Source organism: Halopseudomonas salegens (assembly GCF_900105655.1).
GTDB lineage: Bacteria > Pseudomonadota > Gammaproteobacteria > Pseudomonadales > Pseudomonadaceae > Halopseudomonas > Halopseudomonas salegens.
The window spans coordinates 115821-135381 of record NZ_LT629787.1; the positions used below are offsets into that span (position 1 = coordinate 115821).

Genomic DNA, 19561 nt, shown 5'->3' on the forward strand with positions numbered 1-19561 from the left:
TCTGTTCAGGAGTCCAGCAGCATGCTGATCGGGGTACCGCGAGAGATAAAAAACCATGAATACCGGGTTGGCCTGACACCGCAAGCGGTCGCGGAGCTGGTGCAGCACGGGCATTCGGTGTGGGTCGAAACTGCGGCCGGGGAAGCCATCGGTTTTGCTGACCAGGCTTACCGCGCCGCCGGGGCACAATTGACCGACGCGGGCTCGATTTTCGAGCAAGCGGACCTGATCATCAAGGTCAAGGAACCACAGGCTGGCGAGCGTAAACAACTACGGAGCGGGCAAACACTGTTTACCTATCTGCACCTGGCGCCGGACCCGGAGCAGACGACGGACTTGCTTGCCTCCAGGGCGACTTGTATTGCCTATGAAACCGTTACCGATGCCCAGGGAAGGCTACCGCTGCTGGCACCGATGTCGGAAGTGGCCGGGCGAATGGCGATTCAGGCCGGAGCCAGCTGTCTGGAAAAAGCCAGGGGTGGTCGCGGTGTTTTGCTGGGCGGAGTACCCGGTGTGCCGCGCGGCAGGGTGGTGATTCTCGGCGGTGGTGTGGTGGGCGCCAATGCGTTGGCCATGGCGGTCGGTATGGGAGCTGATGTGGTCGTACTGGACAAGAATCCACATGTGCTGCGGCAACTGGACGAACGCTATGGCAACCGCATTCAGACGCTGTTTTCTACCCAGGCTGAAGTTGCCACCCAGCTGCAGCAGGCTGACCTGGTCATCGGGGCAGTATTGATTCCCGGGGCGGCGGCACCCCGACTGATCAGCCGGAAGCTGCTTGCCGATATGCTCCCTGGCGCGGTGCTGGTGGATGTGGCCATTGACCAGGGTGGCTGTGCGGAAACGTCCCGTCCGACCACCCATGCCGACCCGACTTATGTGGTCGATGATGTCATCCATTACTGTGTAGCCAATATGCCAGGTGCTGTGGCGCGCACCTCGACCCAGGCGTTGAATAATGCCACCTTGCCCTTTGTTCTCGCCCTGGCCAACAAGGGCATAAAGAAGGCTCTGGCAGAAGACCGATATCTGTTGACCGGGCTTAACGTCGCCGCTGGTCAGTTGACCAATGCCGAGGTGGCCGATGCCTTGCAACGGGAGTGGATTCCCCCTCAGCAGGCCCTTGAGCAATTGACTTGACTGACATCAACTCAATTGCCTGGCCAATGGGCCATGCTTGCGCCAGATAACCGGGTGCACGTTGCACCAATCCGAACCGGGAGAGCCGTATGAGTAAAGTGACTCTGCAGCGATTGCAGGAACTGCATGATGAATATGCCAACCGCTGCGACAAATTGCAGCGTGATCTCAGCCAGGCTTACCCGAGTGACTCCGTCGAGCAGGCCCAGGCCCGAGAAAATGATGAGGTAATGGAAGCACTGCTGGCTGAAGCCAGTACATTGCTGACACAGGTGGATGCCGCGATTGAGCGACATCAGGAAGGTCGCTACGGGCTATGCACGCAATGCGGTGACGTCATCGATGATGCCCGCCTGCAGGCCTTGCCCACCGCGCAGGCCTGTATTGACTGTGCCGATCAGCTCAGCTCCTGACGAAGACTGGCGATCCGTTCATCCTTGGTCTGCCAGAGTACCTGTACCCAGGCCTGGAACTGCTGCCGGAAAGCCGGATCGTTGGCGTAATCGCCATGAAACAGCTCAAGCGGGACATCCCGGCCTCGAATGTCGACAATCACTTCGCTGACCTGACCGCTGACCCATTGCCAGAATCCCGGTGGCTGGTTGCCCGGGTAGACGATGGTGACATCCAGCAGTGATTTCATCTGCTCACCAAGAGCCGCCATGGCAAAGGCCATGCCGCCTGATTTCGGTTTCAGCAAATAGCGATAGGGTGAGGCCTGGGCGGCCTGTTTGGCGGGGGTAAAGCGGGTACCTTCAAGATAGTTGACTACGGTAACTGGAATACCATGGAATTTCTCGCAGGCACGGCGGGTAATGTCGAGGTCTTTGCCTTTGTCTTCGGGGTGCTTTTCCAGATGAGCCTTGCTGTAACGCTTCATGAACGGGTAATCCAGAGCCCAGAATGCGAGGCCTAGAAAGGGCACCCAGATCAGCTCCTTTTTCAGGAAAAACTTGTAATAGGGTACTTTGTAGTTCAACGCCTGCACCAACGCCGGAATATCCACCCAACTCTGATGGTTGCAGATGACCAGATAGGAGTGATCGCGGTATAAGGGTATGTCACAGCGGATATCCCAGCGAGTCGGCGTGAGCAGGGCAAAAATGCTTTTATTGAGTTCTGCCCATGTGTTGGCGATCCACATGATGGCGCGGGAGGTTTCGCGCCGCACCCAGGGGTGCGGAATCAAGGCTTTGATGATGCCGAGCAGCAGCATTGGCCCGATGCCGATCAGGGTATTGATCAGCACCAACAGACAAGTCAGGATTCCGGTTAGCCAATTGGGCATAGCAAGCATCTCATGGTCGTTTTGTTGCCAAGGATACCGATTTTTGCCGCTGACAGCCTAGTGTTCACCCGTTCAGGCGATGGGGGCAGGCAGAAGGCCAGTGCTAGGGTTGATGTCCAATAATCAAAAATATGGCTATCTGATTGCCTGCCAAACTGGCTGGTCGCTATCAGGTTTACAGGGGTAGATGATGTCCCGATTCAATCCGCTGCTCAGTCGACGAGACAGCTTTTCTCTGTTGGCAGCGGATGCCAGACCCGAACGCAGCTTCTTGTCTGCCGGCATCCTGGCGATAGTCAGCGGTATTCTCTGGTTCATTCCCTGGTTGGCCCCGGCTCTTTTTGTGACCGCGTGGCTGGCCCCCGTTCCTCTCCTGATGGCACTGCAGCGTGCCAATGCATTGCGTGCATTCCTGCTTGGCTGGTTAGCCGGTAGTGTCTGTTTTGCCGGCGCCGGATACTGGATGATTGATTTCGCCATCAACCTGCGTGGGGTCAGTTGGCCGACGAGTCTGGCTTTGGCGTCTCTGTTCTGGATCTATGCCGGATTGGCTCTGGGTGTTGGCTGTTTATTGGCCCAGTTTCTGCGCCGGGCGTTTCCTGCCTGGCAATTTGTCACTTTCCCCTTGGCCCTGGTCGTCAGCATGGGGGTATTCCCATTGCTGTTCGAGACCCGTTTTGCCGAAGCTCAGACCGGATTTTTGCTCGCCTTGCAGGGCGTTGATCTGGTCGGCGCTCAGGGTCTTGACTTCCTTATGCTGATGTTTGCCGTGCTGATCTTTCAATGCTTGAGCTGGCGTCACGATGCCGGGCGCTGGTTGCGCCACCCCAGCCTGCTGGGATGGGGGTTGCTGGTGGTCTGGTTTGCCTACAGCGGCAGCAGCTGGCTGTATTGGGAGCGTGAGGTGGCGGGGTGGTCGACCAAGCGGATTGGCCTGGTGCAACCCAATGATGCGCCGAGCATCGAAGTGCCGCCGCCGCCGCCCGGCTTTTCTCGCGAGAATCCACCGGAAATGCAGGCCAGCCAGCGGCTGGTGGATGCGGGAGCCGAATTGATTATCTGGCCAGAGGCGCGTTACAAAGGGTATTTCGAGCGCTATTCGGTGCGTCAGGCCTACGCTCGGCAGGTCGCCGAGTGGGGCGTACCGCTGGTCTTCCATGATGCGGAATCACAGTGGGTGGGTGGTGAGCAAGTGGGGTTCAATACAGTCAGTTTGCTGGATGCCCAGGGGCACGGCGGTGGCCACTATCGAAAGATGGAGAGAATGCCTTTTGGTGAATATCTACCGGCTTTTTTCAGCATGCCGGGCATTGACTGGTTGACCCAGCGTTTTCTCGGTGAGTTTCTTCGCCCGCTGGCAGCGGGTAGTCATCATGGGGTGTTCTTCCTGGATGATCTGCTTCTGGTACCGAAAATTTGCTATGAAACTGCGTTTCCGGCTTCGGTGGCGGCAGCCATCGGTGATGATGCGGCAGGCAAGGTGCTGCTTTTTGTCTCGCAGGACAACTGGTTCGGTGAAACCAGTCAGCCATTCCAGCATCGCGACATGTCCATTGTGCGCGGGATCGAAAACCGCGTCCCCATGATTCATGTGATCAACAACGGGCCTTCCGTGGTGGCCAGTCCCAGTGGTCGGGTTGTTGCCAGTACGCGGGCTTTCAGCCAGACAGAAATGGTTGCCGAGATGCCTTTCTCGGCAACCGCGGGCGGCAGTTTTTTCAGCCGAAACCCGCTGTTATTCAACACCTTCATCAATGTGCTGATGATGATCCTGCTGGCGCTGGGGATTGTGCGCTACGTCAGACGGATGCGTCGAAACCGGAAAGGCTGACAACCCGGTTCATCACAGCCTCGCCTGGACTGTTGGGCGACGCGGGCCTGGTTGGCAGGCCCGCGCTGCCATCACAGGTGTGGTGTCCAGGTAACTGCCAGCAGGGCAGTGCGGCCCGGTTGGGCATAGGGCAAAGTGAGTGATGGTGCGGGCCAGGGGCCAGTCGGGCGTGAATAGGTACCCAGTGCGTAATCACGGTCAAACAGGTTTTGTACTTTCAGCTCCCAGCGCAGGCTCTGACTGGCTTGCCAGCTACCGCGAAGATCCAGCGTGGCATAACCGGACAGGGTGCCGTCATTGCTCGGGTTACGGAAGCGTTGGCTGAAAGCCTGCCAGGTGGCACCAATGCCGATGTCGCCGAACTGGCGGTCCAGGTCCTGACTGATGCTGCGCTTGGCGCGCAGTTGCAGGGTATGCCCGGTGTCGCGATCACGCGGGTCGATCAGGGTAATGGCAGTACGGCTGTTCCAGCCAAGCAAGGTGGTATTGATGGCTGCTTCGGCACCCTGGATGCGGGCACGATTGATATTTTCCACTTGCGACGTGCTCGGATTCCAGGCAATCAGGTCATCAATCGTATTATGGAAAAGCGCGGCTTCAATGTCGGCCTGAGCCAGTTGGCCTCGCCATTGCAGTTCCCAGTTTTTCGAGGTTTCAGCGTTCAGGTTCGGGTTGCCACCCCAGCCAGGCGGGGCGTAGAGATCATTGAAGGTTGGCGCACGGAAGCCTTCGGAGTAACTCAGAATCCACTGCTGCCAGTCGCCGACCGGAATCGCCAGCGCCGCGTTGAAGCTGCTCTCGGTACCGAAATGCTGGTTATCGTCATGGCGCACACCAACCTCGGTAGAAAACTGGTCGGTGGTCCAGCGGTGCTGGGCAAATACCGCCCAGTTTTCCCGACTGGTCTTGCTGTAGGCATTGGTTGAAGACAGACGATCCTTGTGCCAGTCGCTGCCCAGAGTCAGGTCGTGTTCAGGGCTGAGTGTGAGCTGATTCAGCCAGCTGGCTGAATGCCGGGTGGTTTCGATCGAGCCATCATTCCACGGGCTGCCGGAGCCGACGGTCTTGTTGCGATCAAAACTGCGACCCAACTCCAGCCGGCTGCTCCATACCTGGCTAAGTTGGCCCTGCAGGTGGGCCTGATAGCTACTGACGCGGAACTGGTCTTCCGGGTTGCCGGGGACGAGATCAAAGGCATCATCAAATTCGTTCTTGCCGCGCTGGTCATTCAGGCTCAGGCCCGTCTGCCAGTCAGCGTTCAGGGCGTGGGTTACATTCAGGTACAGCGCCTTGTTGCGGCTAGCATCACGGTCACTGTCGTTGCCGACCTGATCAGTAGTGCGATCAAAGCCATGGGTTTCATCCAGGCTGGCACCGAGGGCAAAGCGGGTGTCCTGATTGCCACCCATCAGGCTGACACTGTGCTCCCGGGTATGTTCGGTGGCCATGCCCAGCCGCACTGTGGGCTGCAGCCCCGGCTCGGGCTGGCGGGTAAATATCTGGATCACACCGCCAATGGCGTCGGCGCCGAACACCGAAGAGCGTGGCCCGCGAATGACTTCAACCCGTTCGACATTGTCGATGTTCAGGTAATCGATACGGGCGATGCCGGCGGTGGTAGAGGCAATGCGCTGCCCGTCAACCAGTACCAGGGTCTGGTTGGTATTGGTACCCCGCAGGAAATAGGACGGAATACCGCCATTGCGGTTTTGCTGCAGGCCGGGTACGCGGCTGAGCAGCTCGGGTACGCTGCGTGCCTGCAAGCGCTCGATGTCACTGCGGGTAAACACGGTATTGGCCGCCAGCGCGGCGCTGCGTGGTTGTTCCACGCGTGAAGCGGTTACCAGGGTATCGGGTAGTTGATCGACCGGGGTGTTGGCCTGAGCAATACTGGTGGCCAACAGGGCCGGCAGCAGTAAAAAACGGGTTTTCATTCTGATTCCTCAAAAGTGATGCTTTTGAGGAGGGCGGGGAGTCAGTGAGCAGTGTCGCAACGAAACAGAGGGAGCGGGCTGCTGCGCCGACCGGTATCGCCCTCCGCGACACCTCAGCAATGCAGGCTCTGGCCGATAGCCACAAGCTCTGCTTCACACTGGGCCGGTCTCCGGGCTCGGGATACCAATGACATCGCCTTCCCGTGCAATGCACAGTGGCGTAAATGATGTCACCGACAGGCGGAGCCTGTGATCCCTTACCGTTGCGGGGGCAGCGTCGGACTTGCACCGACTTCCCGTTTCACCCGCCGGTCATTTTACCGGTCGGGCACCCAGTGTGACTGGAAGCGGGAAGGATTCTGGGCGCTTGTGATCGGGCGGTCAAGCCCGGCGTGTCATTGACCGGTCAGGCGGGCGCGTATCTGACGCTCAATGCCGGCAGCGTCGAGACCGCATTCAGCGAGCATTTCCGCCGGTTTGGCGTGTTCGGTATAGACGTCCGGCAGGCCGAGATTGAGCACGGGCGTGCGCAGGCCCTGCGCCTGCAGCCACTCATTGACCCCGCTGCCAGCGCCACCCATCACTGCATTTTCTTCGACGGTGACCAGCAGGTCGTGCCGGGCAGCCAATGCGTTGATCAGGTCGGTATCCAGGGGTTTTACGAAGCGCATATTGGCCACGCTGGCATTCAGCTGCTCGGCGGCCTGCAGTGCCGCCGTGTGCAGGGTGCCGAAACACAGTATGGCAACCTGCTGACCCTGACGGGTTTGCACGCCGCGGCCAATGGGCAGTGGGTTCAGTGCCGGTTCAACAGCAACACCAGGTCCGGTGCCACGGGGGTAGCGCACGGCCGCAGGGCCATTGTGCAGGTAGCCGGTGGTGAGCATCTGCCGGGTTTCATTCTCGTCGGCGGGCGCCATGATCAGCATATTGGGCAGGCAGCGCAGGTAAGACAGGTCGAAACTGCCGGCATGCGTCGGGCCGTCTTCACCCACCAGGCCGGCGCGGTCAATGGCAAAGAGTACGTCCAGGTTCTGTACCGCAACATCGTGAATCAGCTGATCATAGGCACGCTGCAGGAAGGTTGAATAGATGGCGACAACCGGCTTGGCACCCTCGCAGGCCATGCCGGCAGCCAGAGTGACTGCATGTTGCTCGGCAATGGCGACATCGAAGTAACGCTCCGGGAAGCGTTCGCTGAAAGCGACCAGGTCCGACCCTTCCTTCATCGCCGGGGTAATACCGATCAGGCGCTCATCACTGCTGGCCATATCGCACAGCCATTGACCGAAAACGCGGGAAAACTTGATCTTGTTGGCCGGTCGACTGGCAACCGGACTGGGTTCCAGCTTGGTGATCGCATGGTAGCCGATCGGGTCTTCTTCGGCGGGAGCAAATCCTTTGCCCTTGCGGGTGATTATGTGCAGAAACTGTGGCCCCTTGCGCCCACGCAGATTGCGCAATGTGGTCACCAGGGTTTCCAGGTCATGGCCATCGATCGGGCCAATGTAATTCCAGCCCAGTTCCTCGAACAGGGTACCGGGCACCAGCATGCCTTTGGCGTGTTCTTCCGTCTTGCGCGCCAACTCCCAGGCCTTGGGGATTCTTGACAGTACCTTCTTGCTGCCTTCGCGCATGTGCGCATAGGTCGAGCTGGAAAGAATCTTCGCCAGGTAATTCGACATGCCGCCCACGTTGCGCGAGATCGACATGTCGTTGTCGTTGAGTACCACCAGCATGTCGGCCTCGACATCGGCAGCGTGATTGAGTGCCTCGAAGGCCATGCCGGCGGTCAGCGCACCATCACCAATAACCGCTACGCTGTGACGTTCAACACCCTGCAGTCGCGCGGCGATAGCCATGCCCAGCGCGGCACTGATCGAGGTACTGGAGTGACCGACACCAAAGGTATCGTAGGGGCTTTCCGCGCGCCGCGGGAAGGCAGCCAGCCCACCTTTCTGCCGCAGTGTGCTCATCTGCTCACGGCGCCCGGTAAGGATCTTGTGCGGATAGGCTTGATGGCCGACATCCCAGACCAGGCGGTCCTCCGGCGTCTCATAAATATAGTGCAACGCGATGGTCAGCTCGATCACGCCCAACCCGGCACCAAAATGCCCACCGGTCTGACCCACGGTCCACAGCAGGTATGCGCGCAATTCGTCCGCCAGCGCGGGCAGCAGCTCGCTATCCAGTTCGCGCAGGGTAGCGGTGTCGTCAATGCTGTCCAGCAGCGGGGTGCTGGGCCGGGTGCGCGGAATATCGTGAAAAGTCGTGGGCATCAAACAGGGCCTTGGGTGCCGGGTGGCGGGGCAAAATCAAAACGGCAGTTTAACTGATTGGCAGGCATTGCCCAACTGTGTGACAACATGGCATGAGATATCCGTTGTAGCCCGGCTGATCTGTTTCAATGCTTATCCAGGTGGCGGGTACGCAGAGCCCAGGCTGATTGCCAGTCCTTGGTTACAAAAGTGTAATGTGTGGATCAGCCTGGTGACAGGCAGACAAACGGATCATGTGTGCTATGAATCATAAAACCGCGCAAGTAACCGAAGCGGCTGAAATGATTTCGTCGGGTCAGTTCGGGTCCCCGAAGGAGGGCAGCACTATGATGAACGAATACATGATGGGCCACAGCATGGGTGCAGGGCATTTTCTGTGGATGCTGGTGATTGCCATTGCCCTGGTGATACCGGCCTGGCGTCTGTGTCAGCGTATCGGCTATCCGGGCTGGATTGGGATTCTTGTTCTGATTCCCATCCTAAACCTCGCCCTGCTGTATTTCATTGCCTTCAGTCACTGGCCGGTCAATAAAAGTGGTGAGGACAAGCCCTGATGGATAATCCGAAGCAGCAGGGTTCCAGCGCCCAGCGCGATATTGAACTGATTGTACCGGGCATGGGTTCAGACCATTGCGCCGGCATCATCAGCAAGACCATTGGCCGTTTGGACGGCATTGATAGCGTGCAAACCAACATTGCCAGGCATCGGGTGAGTGTTCGCTCTCTCTCGTCCGGGCCTGATACGCAGGCGCTCAAGCAGGCAGTGGAGGGCGCTGGATACGATGTGACCTCAGCCCGGGAACTCGGTGCCCGTACTGTCAAGGTGACTGTTCCGGGGATGGGCTCCGATCATTGTGCGGGCATTATCAAGAATACTTTGGCACGTCACAGCGGTGTGCGGTCGACGTCTGCCAACATCGCCAACCACAGTGTGACAGTGGTGCTTGGTAAGGATGGGCCAAACGACAAAGCGCTGAAGAAGCTGATCGAGGGTGCCGGATACGACGTTGCCGCCATCGCAGAGGAGGGCGCGAGCGATCAGGATGACGGTGCGGCCAGTGAAGAGACCTACCTCAAGTCGGCCTGGCGTCGGCTGTGGATCGCGGCAGTACCGACAACACTGATCATGTTGCTGATGGTGCCGCACATGTTCTGGCAACCCATCCCGGGCTATCTGGCAATCGTTGCGCTGTTGGCCTTTCCGGCGGTGTTTCTGTATGGCGGTGCGGCGACCCACAAGGCTGCCTGGCGCTCGCTGAAGAACGGCACCTTCAACATGGATGTGCTGATCTCCATGGGTAGCTTACCGCCGTTTCTGATTGGTCTGGTTGGCTTCGTTTATCCGATGACATCCTTTATCGAGATGGCAGCCACCATCATGACATTCCACCTGGTTGGCCGCTTTCTGGAGGCCAAAGCCAAGGGCAAGGCCTCGGAGGCGATCCGGCGTTTACTTACCCTGGGGGCCAAGACGGCGCACGTGGAGCGCGACGGTGAGGAAGTCGAGATTCCGGTGAAGGCGTTGGTGGCTGGTGACATCATGCTGGTTAGGCCCGGCGACAAGGTGCCGACCGATGGTGAGGTTGTGGAGGGTGAGAGCCATCTGGACGAGTCCATCGCTACCGGCGAATCGGTCCCGGTGTATAAAAGTGTGGGCGACAAGGTCATTGGCGCAACCATCAATAAGGAAGGCCGTCTGCGGGTCAAGGCTACCCGGGTTGGCGGTGATACCTTCCTGGCGCAGGTGGTCAAGCTGATCGACGAGGCGCAGGGATCCAGAGTACCGATTCAGGAGTTTGCCGACCGCATGACCGGCCGTTTCGTCCCCCTGGTACTGATTATCGCGCTGGGCAGTCTGGTTACCTGGCTATTGGCAGCGGATTCGCTGCGTCCGGTTCTTGAATGGGGTGCCGGTTTCCTGCCCTGGGTTGACCCCGCGGCGGCCACCCCGGTACTGGCCATTCTGGCGGCGGTCGCCGTGCTGGTAATCGCTTGTCCTTGCGCACTCGGGTTGGCGACACCGACGGCTCTGATGGTGGGGTCGGGTATTGGTGCCGAGCGCGGCATTCTGATTCGCTCGGGTGAGGCCATCCAGACCTTCAAGGACATCAAGGTCATGGTGCTGGATAAAACCGGCACCATTACCCGCGGCGAGCCCAAATTGACGGACGTGGTAACTGCCGCAGGTATTGAGGAAACGGACCTGCTGCAACTGGCGGCCACGGTGGAACATGCCTCTGAGCACCCCATTGCCCGGGCCATTGTCGAGGGTGCCAGGGAGCGCGATATCAAGCCGGCAGAGGTGACTGACTTCCGCTCCACGGGCGCGCGAGGCGTATCAGGCAAGGTGGATGGCAAAACAGTCTTGATTGGTAACCGACGCTTGCTTGAAGAGGAGGGCGTTAGCGGACTGGAAGCCCTGGATGAGGTTTTGCACGATCTTGAGAGTCAGGGCAGAACAGCGGTCATTGTTGCCCGTGACAGTCAGGCCTGCGGCATTGTTGCGGTGGCTGACACGCTCAAGGAGGAATCGGTTGCAGCCATTCGGGCAATGCACGACGAAGGCCTGCATGTGGTGATGATCACCGGCGACAACGAGCGCGCAGCCAATGCGGTAGCCTGGGAGGTCGGCATTGATGAGGTGCGTGCGGGTGTATTGCCTGAGGGCAAAGTCGATGCCATTCGTGAATTGCAGAAAAAGTATGGCAACCACGTCGCCATGGTGGGTGATGGCATCAACGATGCGCCGGCCCTGAAGCAGGCGAATGTAGGTATCGCCATCGGCGCCGGCGCGGATGTGGCCATCGAAGCGGCAGACGTCACCCTGGTGCGGGGCGAGCTCTCCGGCGTGGTGGATGCCATGGTGTTGTCGCGCGCCAATTTCCGCAAAATCGTCCAGAACCTGCTGTGGGCCAGTGGCTACAACATCGCGGTCATCCCGGTAGCAGCAGTGGGATTGTTGCATCCGATGATCGGGGTGGTTGCCATGACCGCCAGCTCGCTGTCGGTTATCGGGAACTCGATGTTATTGCGACGGCGGTATGACCGGGAGCGTTAAGAGGGCATGGTCAGTCAAGACGACAAACTATTTGCGAGTAAACGACGGGTCAGGCAGCTTGCCAACGCAGGTCAGACCTGGAAGATAGGGGCAAAGCCGCCTCCGGGTGTGCGGAAGTTTGTGGTTTGCCCCTGGTAAATACGCGCAGCGGTAAGCAAGGTTTTGCCTGCGTAGGTGTACAGACGAATATCGACCTTTGCCGTCGTCACAACATCGTCGATTTTGAGGCTGCGCTCGCCGGCGGGAACCAGCTCCTGGGCAATATAATCGCCGGCCAGTATGTTATCGAAGACGCGCTTGGTCAGCTTGTCACCGCGATAGACGCCTTTGCTGCCATGACCGGCAACGGGCTTGAAGAACAGGCCGCGGCGATCACGCCATAAATCCGCGGCATCATCACGGGAAACCAGCCGGGTCTTGGGCACTACGCGTTCCAGCAGCTCAGCACCCTGGCTATCCAGGCCCCATTCCTGCAGCCTCTGTGCGGCGGATAACAGCGTCAGGTTGCGCTTGTCAGCCAACACAGCATGGGTTCGTGGATTAGGCGTGACGACAACCGCATCATCGAGATAAGCCTGTCTCAAAGCGCTGTGCTGTGGATCCTCCAGAGCAAAATCAACCAGTCGGTTATAGACCATATCAATTTGCTGGCCGCCGGCATTTAACGCGCCATTGGCATAGCTGAGTTCGCCAGGATCCAGAATCACAGCCTCTACACCACGGGATGTCAGTAGCCGTTGCGCCAACTGAAATTCAGCGAACAGAAACTGGCTTTCCGGAGCAGTGTCCAGAATAGCTATACGTTCTGGCATGGCCGTTGAGCGCTGATATTGCCATTCTCGGCTAAACATGGCGAACACGGCATCATCGAACCGGTCCAGCGTCGGGCTGGTCGTCGGCAATGCTTGGGCGGATGAACAGCACCGGCGCTGGGCACGGGCGAGAATCGCGTTCAGGAAAGCACCGCCGGCATTGGTGTTGATTTCGATCAGTCGCGGACCTTCAGGTCCCAAGTGAAAATCATAGCCCATAAAGGCGCCCTGGGGACCGAGGTCAACATGCGCGATGTCTGGTGCCCAGGACAAAACCTGCTGCAGATAGGCAGGCAGCTTGCTCGCTGTTTCGATGGCCTGAACAGCGCTTTCCATGGCAAGAACGTCAGCTCCAGGGACGAATACGACGGTATTGGAAAAGAATTGACTCAGTGCTGGCGTTTCTAGCGAAGGCAGTTCGATGCCGGCGCTCGAGAACTGCCCCTGAAGGCTGGCATCAAGCGCCTCCTGGTCAAGCGTGATGCAGTGACAGTGACGATTGAGTTGGTCGGCTGTCGAGGCGGTTGTTCGTTGGGTACTTTCAGTCATCTCGGGCATCGGAACACCATAATTGGGAAAGTGCCTGGCCAGCCAGACGCTATTCGAGGTTTGATGTCTGGCTCAGGCTTTTGCTGCCGTTATCAGCTTTCATGAATGGCCGGAAACGCCAGGTGAAAACAGGTCAGCCCCGCGGCTGAAGTACACCAGATACTGCCGTTGTGGGCTTTGACAATGGCTGCAGCGATGGCCAGGCCAAGTCCGGCGTTGTTCGGAGTGCCCTCGTGGCGAGCGCTGTCAGCTCGATAAAAACGATCAAACAGGCGACTCAGGTGTTGCGGCTCAATGGTTTCACCGGGGTTGGCAATCGTCAGTTGAACGGCCTTCGGGGTCTCGCTCAGGTTGATGAGAATGGTTTTCCCTGCCGGGGTGTAGCGCAGGGCGTTGGACAGCAGGTTGCTGATGACGCGGGCAATCAGCAGGGGATCGCCCTGGATGGCGCCTGTACCTGAGCGTTCAAAGTCAATTCCGCGATCCTCCGCCAGTATTTGATAATAATCGAGCTGCTTGGCAATCAGGCTGTGTAATTCCACTTGCTGTGGGCGAACCAGAGTCAGACCATTATCGGATTTGGCCAGAAACAGCATGTCGTCAATCATGCGTGACAGGTGTTTCAATTCTTCCAGGTTGGAGTGCAGGTTGTTGGCATAGGTCGCCATATCGCGTTCGCGTGTCAGCACCACTTCGGTCTGGGTCATCATATTGCTGACCGGAGTACGCATTTCGTGGGCGATATCGGCGGAAAAGTTCGATATGCGCGCAAACGCATCTTCGAGGCGTGCCAGCATGGCATTGAACGAACTGACCATGGGTATCAATTCGCGGGGCACGCCACTGACGTCAATGCGTTCACTCAGTGAACGGGCCGACATGGAGGCAACCCGGTGGGTAATCCGGCGCAGTGGCTGCAGGCCGCTGCGGGCAACCACCCAACCAAGGGCGGCGCTGGCCACGGCACAGAGCAACAAACCGGCCCACAGCCAGTGCAACAGGGAACGAAAGAACAGGGTGTGGGTGGTAATATCCAGCGTCAATACGACGGTAAGGGTTTCATCGGCGACCTCGGCACGGGTCATGGCGCCACGGTAATAGTGGCTGCCTTCCTGCCAGGTCCAGTGCTGCCCAGGGTCCGCCGGTGGATACCCGGGGGGCAGGTCGGTTCCCTGCGGTTCGGCAAAAAGAACCCGTTCATCAGCCCCGAGGATCACGGCTTGCAAGGTTTCATGGGCGCCGAGCATGGCGTGTAATTGTGGCCGCAGGTTTTCCAGCTCGGCAGACCCCGGATAGTACTCAAGCAAGCTGTGAATCGAGTGGATCTTTTCCTGCAGAGTGTGTTGGTCGAGCTCTTCGAAGTGGTATTGGCTGAGCAGATAAAAGCCGGTAGCGGTCAGGGAAATCACCGTCGTGGCCGCCAGCATGAAGATCAGGCCAATGCGCAGCGTCAATGACATTCGCGAGATCAGTCCGCGCATGGATCATCCAGCATATAACCCATGCCGCGGGCGGTCTGGATCAGTTTGACCTCAAAGTCGTCATCCACTTTGGCCCGCAGGCGACGGATGGCTACTTCAATCACATTGGTATCGCTGTCGAAATTCATATCCCATACCTGGGAGGCAATCAATGATTTGGAGAGGATTTCGCCCGGCCGCCTGAGGAAGAGCTCCAGCAGGGCAAATTCCTTGGCCGTCAGCTCAATACGCCTGCCACCCCGGCTGGCGCGGCGTTTCAGCAGGTCAATTTCCAGATCGGCAATCTGCAAGGTCGTTTGCATCGGTACGGCATTGCCCCGTCGCAGCAGGCTGCGCACGCGAGCGAGCAACTCGGAAAAGGCAAAAGGTTTTACCAGGTAGTCATCGGCCCCCAGCTCCAGGCCCTTGACCCGATCGGCCACGCTGTCACGGGCAGTGAGAAACAGCACAGGAACCTGTTGACCCGCGGCGCGCAGGGCAGCCAGTACGTCCCAGCCGTCCAGGCCGGGCAGCATGACGTCGAGAATCAGCACGTCATAGTGTGCGGTCAGGGCGCTGTGCAGCGCATCGGTGCCGTTGGTGGCCAGATCGGTATTGAAGCCGGCTTCGACCAGCCCCTGTTGCAGGTAGGCACCGGTTTTGGCTTCGTCTTCGGCCACCAGAATTTTCATTCAACAACCCTCTGTGCAATGGAGCGCTTCTCGGATCCTAGTTTACGCCGGTACGGGCAGCCAGATGTCCGTTCCAGGTCAAGCTTACAAAAATGTAATGTTGCGATCAGCAGGATGACAGGCAAACAAGTGGATCATGTCTGCCATGATCCTCACCCCACGTAAAGTCACTGAGGCCACCGGCATGAAAACAGCAATCCGCACCGTCTGGCCTGCCATCATGCTGATGAGCACGTTGCCGGCCATTGTTCTGGCCGCCGACCCTGCGGATGCCACAGCACCTGTCGCAGGCCAGGAATATCACTCGCCACTGGCGGATTATCAGCGCTGGCAGTACCCGTCCCCGGGTGACTGGCGTGCCGCGAATGACCGGGTAGCCGAGATTGGTGGCTGGCAAGCCTATGCTGCCGAAGTCTGGGAGGCATCGCAGCAGGCAGATGCCGCTGACGATGCGCCGGAACCTGCTGATCACCATGGCCATCATTAAGGAGCGTTAAGCATGCAGGTATCAGGGATGCGGCGGATGCTGGCGTTGGGCTGTCTGTCAGTGATTCTGGCCGGCTGTGCCAGCCTGGCACCGGAGCAGTCGCTCGAGCGGGTATCTCAGGCCAGCACAGACCTGACCGCTGGACACCGCTTGACACTGGCCGAGAGCGGCTCTGCACCAGCAGCCAGGGAGCATATCAACGCACTGCTGGCTGAGCCGCTGGCATTGGAAACCGCCGTTGAAATTGCCTTGCTGAACAACCCCGGGTTGCAGGCGAATCTGTTTGATCTGGGTATTGCCGACGCCGAGCGCGTGCAGGCCAGCCGCTTGCCCAATCCGGGGTTTTCCATCGGCCGCTACACCCAGGGTAACGAAGTGGAATGGGAGCGTGGTCTGCATCTGAATCTGGCGCGCCTGATCAGTCTGCCAATGACGCGACGTATCGCCGCCGGGCATTCCGAGCAAGTGGAGCGCGAAGTCAGCCTGGCGGTTATGCGCCTGGCAACAGAAGCCCGCATCGCCTGGTACCGCGCAGTTGCTGCTGAACAGAGCCTTGCCTACAGCAAACAGGTCATGCAGGCGGCGGATGCCGCTGCGAAACTGGCGCGCCGTATGGCCGGTGCCGGCAATTTCAATGCCTTGCAGCAAGCACACCAACAGAATTTCTATGCCGAGGCAGCACTGGGCCTGCTGCAGGCCGAACGTGAACGAACCGCCAGCCGTGAGGCGCTGATACGGACCCTGGGATTATGGGGTGATCAGCTCGAGTTTGCTTTGCCCGAACGCTTGCCCGACCTGCCGGAAGAAGCGCTGGCACAGCCGGATATCGAGCGCCAGGCGATGGCCACCCGTCTGGATGTGCAGGCGGCTCAATTGAACAGCACGCGAATGGCAGACTCATTACGTTTGGGTCGGGCTACTCGCTTTATCAATGTGCTGGAGCTGGGTCTGGAGCACAACAGTTCCAATGAGGGTGCTGTCAAACGCGGTGTTGAAATAAGTGTCGAGTTGCCGTTGTTTGACTGGAGTGGTGCACGCATGGCGCGCAATGAAGCGGTCTACATGCAATCAGTACAACGCACCGCAGAAATAGCGATCAATGCCCGTTCCCAGGTCCGTGAAAGTTATCAGGCCTATCGCAGCAGCTGGGATGTGGCTGCCCATTATCGCGACGAGATCGTACCCCTGCGTAAACGTATCAGTGAAGAGCAACAACTGCGCTACAACGCCATGTTCATCGGGGTGTTTGACCTGCTGGCTGATGCCCGTGAGCAGATAACCACCGTTAACAGTTATGTGCAGGCCCAGCGTGAGTTCTGGGTAGCCCAGGCTGAACTGGACTTGGTGCGCTATGGTCCGGTCAGTCCGAGTTCGGTCAATATTGTCGCTGCGCCGGCCAGCGCTCCAGCGGAAGGACATTGAAAATGGTCTCACGTCGTGATTTTTTTCTCGGAGCAGGAGCCATCACTGCTGCCGCCGCCAGTGCCTCGGTCAGCCGCGTTGCACTGTCCGGTTTGCCTGAGCCGGTTATCCAGACCAAACCGGATACCGCACCTCCGCTGGAGCCCCTCAATGGCCGACCTTATCGTCCGGTGGTTACCTTGAATGGCTGGACTTTGCCCTGGCGCATGAATAACGGCGTCAAGGAATTCCACTTGGTCGCCGAACCCGTCGTGCGGGAAATGGCACCGGGTATGCAAGCGCATCTGTGGGGGTATAACGGGCAGTCGCCCGGACCGACCATTGAAGTGGTGGAAGGCGACCGGGTACGCATTTTCGTCACCAACAAACTTCCCGAGCATACCAGTATCCATTGGCATGGCCAGCGTCTGCCCAATGGCATGGATGGCGTTGCCGGTTTGAACCAGCGAGCCATTCCGGTTGGCAAGACTTATGTGTATGAATTCGAGGCAAAGCGTCCGGGTACTTTTATGTATCACCCGCACGCGGATGAAATGGTGCAAATGGCAATGGGCATGATGGGTTTCTGGGTCACCCATCCTCGCCAGCCAGATCCGGACATCAACGAGGTCGATCGGGATTACTGCTTCTTGCTCAACGCATACGAGATTGAACCGGGCAGCTACACCCCCAAAGTCATGGAAATGCTCGATTTCAATCTGTGGACCTTCAACAGCCGGGTATTTCCCGGTATTGATCCACTGGTGGCACGGCGCAACGATCGGGTCAGGGTGCGCATTGGCAACCTGACCATGACCAATCACCCGATCCACTTGCACGGTCATGAGTTTGAAGTAACCGGAACGGATGGCGGCCCGGTACCACGTGCCGCCCGTTGGCCAGAAGTAACCACTGATATTGCCGTGGGTCAGATGCGTCAGATCGAGTTCATTGCAGACCAACCGGGTGATTGGGCTTTCCATTGTCACAAGAGCCACCATGTGATGAACCCCATGGGACATGAAGTACCGACCATGATAGGAGTGAGTCACCGCAAAGTAGTGACTCAGATCAGTCGCCTGATTCCGGATTACATGGTTATGGGTGAGCGTGGTATGGCTGACATGACCGAAATGGAAATGCCTCTGCCGGACAACACCCTGGCGATGATGACCGGCGATGGTCCCTTTGGCTCGGTGGAAATGGGCGGCATGTTTTCCATGGTCAAGGTACGCGATGACCTGGCGGCTGATGATTACAGTGACCCTGGCTGGTATCAACAACCAGCAGGCACACAGGCTTTCGAATGGACCGGCAGTCTGCCCGAACCCGAGCGGTTCAAGGCTGAGCGAGCGGCGGAACCAGGCGTGGACGTACAAGTCCGCAAGCCATCTGGACATACGGGCCATTGAATTCCCGGGAGTTACCCTATGAGTAAACATTTTGCGCTATCGCTGATTGCTGCCGCTGTTCTGGCTACGTCCAGTCTGACTGGGCATGCCCATGGCCCCTCCAGCGATAATGACCATTCGGCCAGCCCACCGGAACAGCAAGCCTGGGGCATCCTCGGCGATGAGTCAGCAGTGGACCGCGAGGTGGACATTCGCATGGATGACACTATGCGTTTTTACCCTGACCATCTGGATGTCGAAGAAGGTGAGACTCTGCGACTGGTGATTCACAACGACGGTCAGCTGTTACATGAGTTGGTTCTGGGTACGCCGGAAGAGCTCGCCGAACATGCTGCGCTCATGGCACGGTTTCCGAACATGGAGCATGACGATCCCTGGATGGTTCACGTTGATCCGGGGCAAGCGCAGGATTTGATCTGGACCTTTAACCGCGCTGGGCGTTTTGATTTTGCTTGCCTTTTGCCCGGACATTTTGAAGCCGGTATGCAAGGCAGTGTGACCATTGCAGCCGACGATGATAGCTCCCACGCAAGTCACCACTGAGGATATTGAATATGAGAACGCTCAAAATAGCGCTATTGGGTTTGAGCCTGCTAATGACACCCTTGCTGGCTGGTGCTGAAACCAGCGACATGAGCCAGGGTGAAGTACGTCGGATCGATTTGGATGGACAGCGGGTAACTTTGCGTCACGGTCCAATCAACAACCTGAAAATGCCGCCCATGACCATGATCTTCCGGGTGGATCAAAAGGAGCAGTTGGAGCAGCTGGCCCCGGGTGACCAGGTAAATTTCCGCGCTGAAGAACGTGATGGCAACTATGTCGTCGTTGATCTACACAAGCAGGATTGAACCAGTCTGACAATATGAAAAGATCCAAAGTGCTGCACATCCTGCTCTGCCTGTTGCTGCTGGGGTTTTCCACCCTGGCGGCGGCGCTGAGCGCGGTCGAGCATTGCGTGCCGCAGCCTCTGGAGCATGCCGATTGTGCCGGAATGGCAGAACAGCCAAATGATGCTGCTTTGCTGCATATAAGCGCCGAACTGCTCTGCCAGTTGGGGGGGAGTTGCCATGTCAGTGCTGCGACCCTGCAAAATGACGTGCTTGCCGACACCCCCTTGCCGAGCCCGGCACCGCTGGTTTTGCCACCCGCAGACCCTTTTGCGCTGGCCGCGCCTCCCTTCTGGCGACCTCCCCGCCATTGATCCCCCCTCTG

The 19561-nt window shown here is 58.4% G+C and carries 17 protein-coding genes and 1 riboswitch; of the genes, 11 read left to right on the forward strand and 6 right to left on the reverse strand.

Going from position 1 to position 19561, the window contains the following annotated elements; all coding sequences use genetic code 11:
• Positions 1–21: 21 nt before the first annotated feature.
• Complete coding sequence (ald, locus tag BLU07_RS00510; RefSeq protein ID WP_092383107.1) at positions 22–1143, forward strand: alanine dehydrogenase; 1122 nt, start codon at positions 22–24, stop codon at positions 1141–1143.
• Positions 1144–1232: 89 nt separating this feature from the next.
• Positions 1233–1556 (forward strand): TraR/DksA family transcriptional regulator, encoded by a 324-nt coding sequence (locus BLU07_RS00515; RefSeq protein ID WP_092383109.1) that lies wholly within the window; start codon positions 1233–1235, stop codon positions 1554–1556.
• Here BLU07_RS00515 and BLU07_RS00520 read toward each other — a convergent pair.
• Positions 1541–2431 carry an acyltransferase gene (locus BLU07_RS00520; RefSeq protein ID WP_092383111.1) on the reverse strand — a complete coding sequence of 297 codons (891 nt, stop codon included), beginning with the start codon at positions 2429–2431 and terminating at the stop codon, positions 1541–1543. The two genes, BLU07_RS00515 and BLU07_RS00520, sit on opposite strands and share 16 nt — an antisense overlap.
• Positions 2432–2621: 190 nt before the next feature.
• Here BLU07_RS00520 and lnt point away from each other — a divergent pair, with 190 nt between their 5' ends.
• Entirely contained in the window at positions 2622–4262 is a 1641-nt protein-coding gene (lnt, locus tag BLU07_RS00525; protein WP_157719026.1) for an apolipoprotein N-acyltransferase, read from the forward strand.
• Between the two features lie 71 nt (positions 4263–4333).
• On the opposite strand, the gene BLU07_RS00530 is transcribed toward lnt, so the two are convergent.
• Positions 4334–6196, reverse strand: a complete 1863-nt coding sequence (locus BLU07_RS00530) for a TonB-dependent receptor domain-containing protein (RefSeq protein WP_092383115.1) — start codon at positions 6194–6196, stop codon at positions 4334–4336.
• Between the two features lie 144 nt (positions 6197–6340).
• A riboswitch (cobalamin riboswitch) is annotated at positions 6341–6547 on the reverse strand.
• Between the two features lie 44 nt (positions 6548–6591).
• Positions 6592–8475: a 1-deoxy-D-xylulose-5-phosphate synthase gene (gene dxs / locus BLU07_RS00535; RefSeq protein WP_092383118.1), complete on the reverse strand. Its 1884-nt coding sequence runs from the start codon at positions 8473–8475 to the stop codon at positions 6592–6594.
• A 326-nt stretch (positions 8476–8801) separates the two neighbouring features.
• On the opposite strand from dxs, the gene BLU07_RS00540 reads away from it, so the two are divergent.
• Positions 8802–9029: a hypothetical protein gene (locus BLU07_RS00540; RefSeq protein WP_092389474.1), complete on the forward strand. Its 228-nt coding sequence runs from the start codon at positions 8802–8804 to the stop codon at positions 9027–9029.
• Positions 9029–11533, forward strand: coding sequence for a heavy metal translocating P-type ATPase (locus BLU07_RS00545; protein ID WP_092383120.1), 2505 nt, complete (start codon positions 9029–9031; stop codon positions 11531–11533). The genes BLU07_RS00540 and BLU07_RS00545 overlap by 1 nt, the downstream gene beginning before the upstream one ends.
• 71 nt (positions 11534–11604) lie before the next feature.
• Here the strand turns inward: BLU07_RS00545 and BLU07_RS00550 are convergent, their stop codons facing one another.
• From BLU07_RS00550 to BLU07_RS00560, 3 genes are all read right to left on the reverse strand, one after another.
• On the reverse strand, positions 11605–12903 hold the full coding sequence (locus tag BLU07_RS00550; protein ID WP_092383122.1) for an ATP-grasp domain-containing protein: 1299 nt from the start codon (positions 12901–12903) through the stop codon (positions 11605–11607).
• An 83-nt stretch (positions 12904–12986) separates the two neighbouring features.
• The gene (locus BLU07_RS00555) at positions 12987–14375 is read right to left on the reverse strand and encodes a heavy metal sensor histidine kinase (protein WP_092383124.1); all 1389 of its coding nucleotides are present in this window, start codon (positions 14373–14375) and stop codon (positions 12987–12989) included.
• Entirely contained in the window at positions 14363–15046 is a 684-nt protein-coding gene (locus tag BLU07_RS00560) for a heavy metal response regulator transcription factor (RefSeq protein WP_092383126.1), read from the reverse strand. Before BLU07_RS00560 ends, BLU07_RS00555 begins: the two co-directional genes overlap by 13 nt.
• A gap of 184 nt (positions 15047–15230) precedes the next feature.
• Between BLU07_RS00560 and BLU07_RS00565 the strand changes: the two genes are divergently transcribed.
• The 6 genes from BLU07_RS00565 to BLU07_RS00590 are packed head-to-tail and all read left to right on the forward strand — an operon-like array spanning position 15231 to position 19550.
• Positions 15231–15533, forward strand: a complete 303-nt coding sequence (locus BLU07_RS00565; RefSeq protein ID WP_231701663.1) for a hypothetical protein — start codon at positions 15231–15233, stop codon at positions 15531–15533.
• Positions 15534–15545: 12 nt separating this feature from the next.
• A complete protein-coding gene (locus BLU07_RS00570) occupies positions 15546–16955 on the forward strand; it encodes a TolC family protein (RefSeq protein ID WP_231701664.1) in 1410 nt (469 codons plus the stop codon).
• A gap of 2 nt (positions 16956–16957) precedes the next feature.
• Positions 16958–18346, forward strand: a complete 1389-nt coding sequence (locus tag BLU07_RS00575) for a multicopper oxidase family protein (RefSeq protein WP_092383128.1) — start codon at positions 16958–16960, stop codon at positions 18344–18346.
• A gap of 18 nt (positions 18347–18364) precedes the next feature.
• Positions 18365–18889 carry a cupredoxin domain-containing protein gene (locus BLU07_RS00580; RefSeq protein WP_092383130.1) on the forward strand — a complete coding sequence of 175 codons (525 nt, stop codon included), beginning with the start codon at positions 18365–18367 and terminating at the stop codon, positions 18887–18889.
• An 11-nt stretch (positions 18890–18900) separates the two neighbouring features.
• Positions 18901–19197, forward strand: a complete 297-nt coding sequence (locus BLU07_RS00585; protein WP_092383132.1) for a copper-binding protein — start codon at positions 18901–18903, stop codon at positions 19195–19197.
• A gap of 14 nt (positions 19198–19211) precedes the next feature.
• A complete protein-coding gene (locus BLU07_RS00590; protein WP_092383134.1) occupies positions 19212–19550 on the forward strand; it encodes a hypothetical protein in 339 nt (112 codons plus the stop codon).
• Positions 19551–19561 lie beyond the last annotated feature (11 nt).

Bases quoted from the DNA above. Each gene is read 5' to 3' on its own strand.
- ald (WP_092383107.1), top strand. From the start codon at position 22: ATGCTGATCGGGGTACCGCGAGAGATAAAAAACCATGAATACCGGGTT.
- BLU07_RS00515 (WP_092383109.1), top strand. From the start codon at position 1,233: ATGAGTAAAGTGACTCTGCAGCGATTGCAGGAACTGCATGATGAATAT.
- BLU07_RS00520 (WP_092383111.1), bottom strand. From the start codon at position 2,431: ATGCCCAATTGGCTAACCGGAATCCTGACTTGTCTGTTGGTGCTGATC.
- lnt (WP_157719026.1), top strand. From the start codon at position 2,622: ATGTCCCGATTCAATCCGCTGCTCAGTCGACGAGACAGCTTTTCTCTG.
- BLU07_RS00530 (WP_092383115.1), bottom strand. From the start codon at position 6,196: ATGAAAACCCGTTTTTTACTGCTGCCGGCCCTGTTGGCCACCAGTATT.
- dxs (WP_092383118.1), bottom strand. From the start codon at position 8,475: ATGCCCACGACTTTTCACGATATTCCGCGCACCCGGCCCAGCACCCCG.
- BLU07_RS00540 (WP_092389474.1), top strand. From the start codon at position 8,802: ATGATGAACGAATACATGATGGGCCACAGCATGGGTGCAGGGCATTTT.
- BLU07_RS00545 (WP_092383120.1), top strand. From the start codon at position 9,029: ATGGATAATCCGAAGCAGCAGGGTTCCAGCGCCCAGCGCGATATTGAA.
- BLU07_RS00550 (WP_092383122.1), bottom strand. From the start codon at position 12,903: ATGCCCGAGATGACTGAAAGTACCCAACGAACAACCGCCTCGACAGCC.
- BLU07_RS00555 (WP_092383124.1), bottom strand. From the start codon at position 14,375: ATGCGCGGACTGATCTCGCGAATGTCATTGACGCTGCGCATTGGCCTG.
- BLU07_RS00560 (WP_092383126.1), bottom strand. From the start codon at position 15,046: ATGAAAATTCTGGTGGCCGAAGACGAAGCCAAAACCGGTGCCTACCTG.
- BLU07_RS00565 (WP_231701663.1), top strand. From the start codon at position 15,231: ATGAAAACAGCAATCCGCACCGTCTGGCCTGCCATCATGCTGATGAGC.
- BLU07_RS00570 (WP_231701664.1), top strand. From the start codon at position 15,546: ATGCAGGTATCAGGGATGCGGCGGATGCTGGCGTTGGGCTGTCTGTCA.
- BLU07_RS00575 (WP_092383128.1), top strand. From the start codon at position 16,958: ATGGTCTCACGTCGTGATTTTTTTCTCGGAGCAGGAGCCATCACTGCT.
- BLU07_RS00580 (WP_092383130.1), top strand. From the start codon at position 18,365: ATGAGTAAACATTTTGCGCTATCGCTGATTGCTGCCGCTGTTCTGGCT.
- BLU07_RS00585 (WP_092383132.1), top strand. From the start codon at position 18,901: ATGAGAACGCTCAAAATAGCGCTATTGGGTTTGAGCCTGCTAATGACA.
- BLU07_RS00590 (WP_092383134.1), top strand. From the start codon at position 19,212: ATGAAAAGATCCAAAGTGCTGCACATCCTGCTCTGCCTGTTGCTGCTG.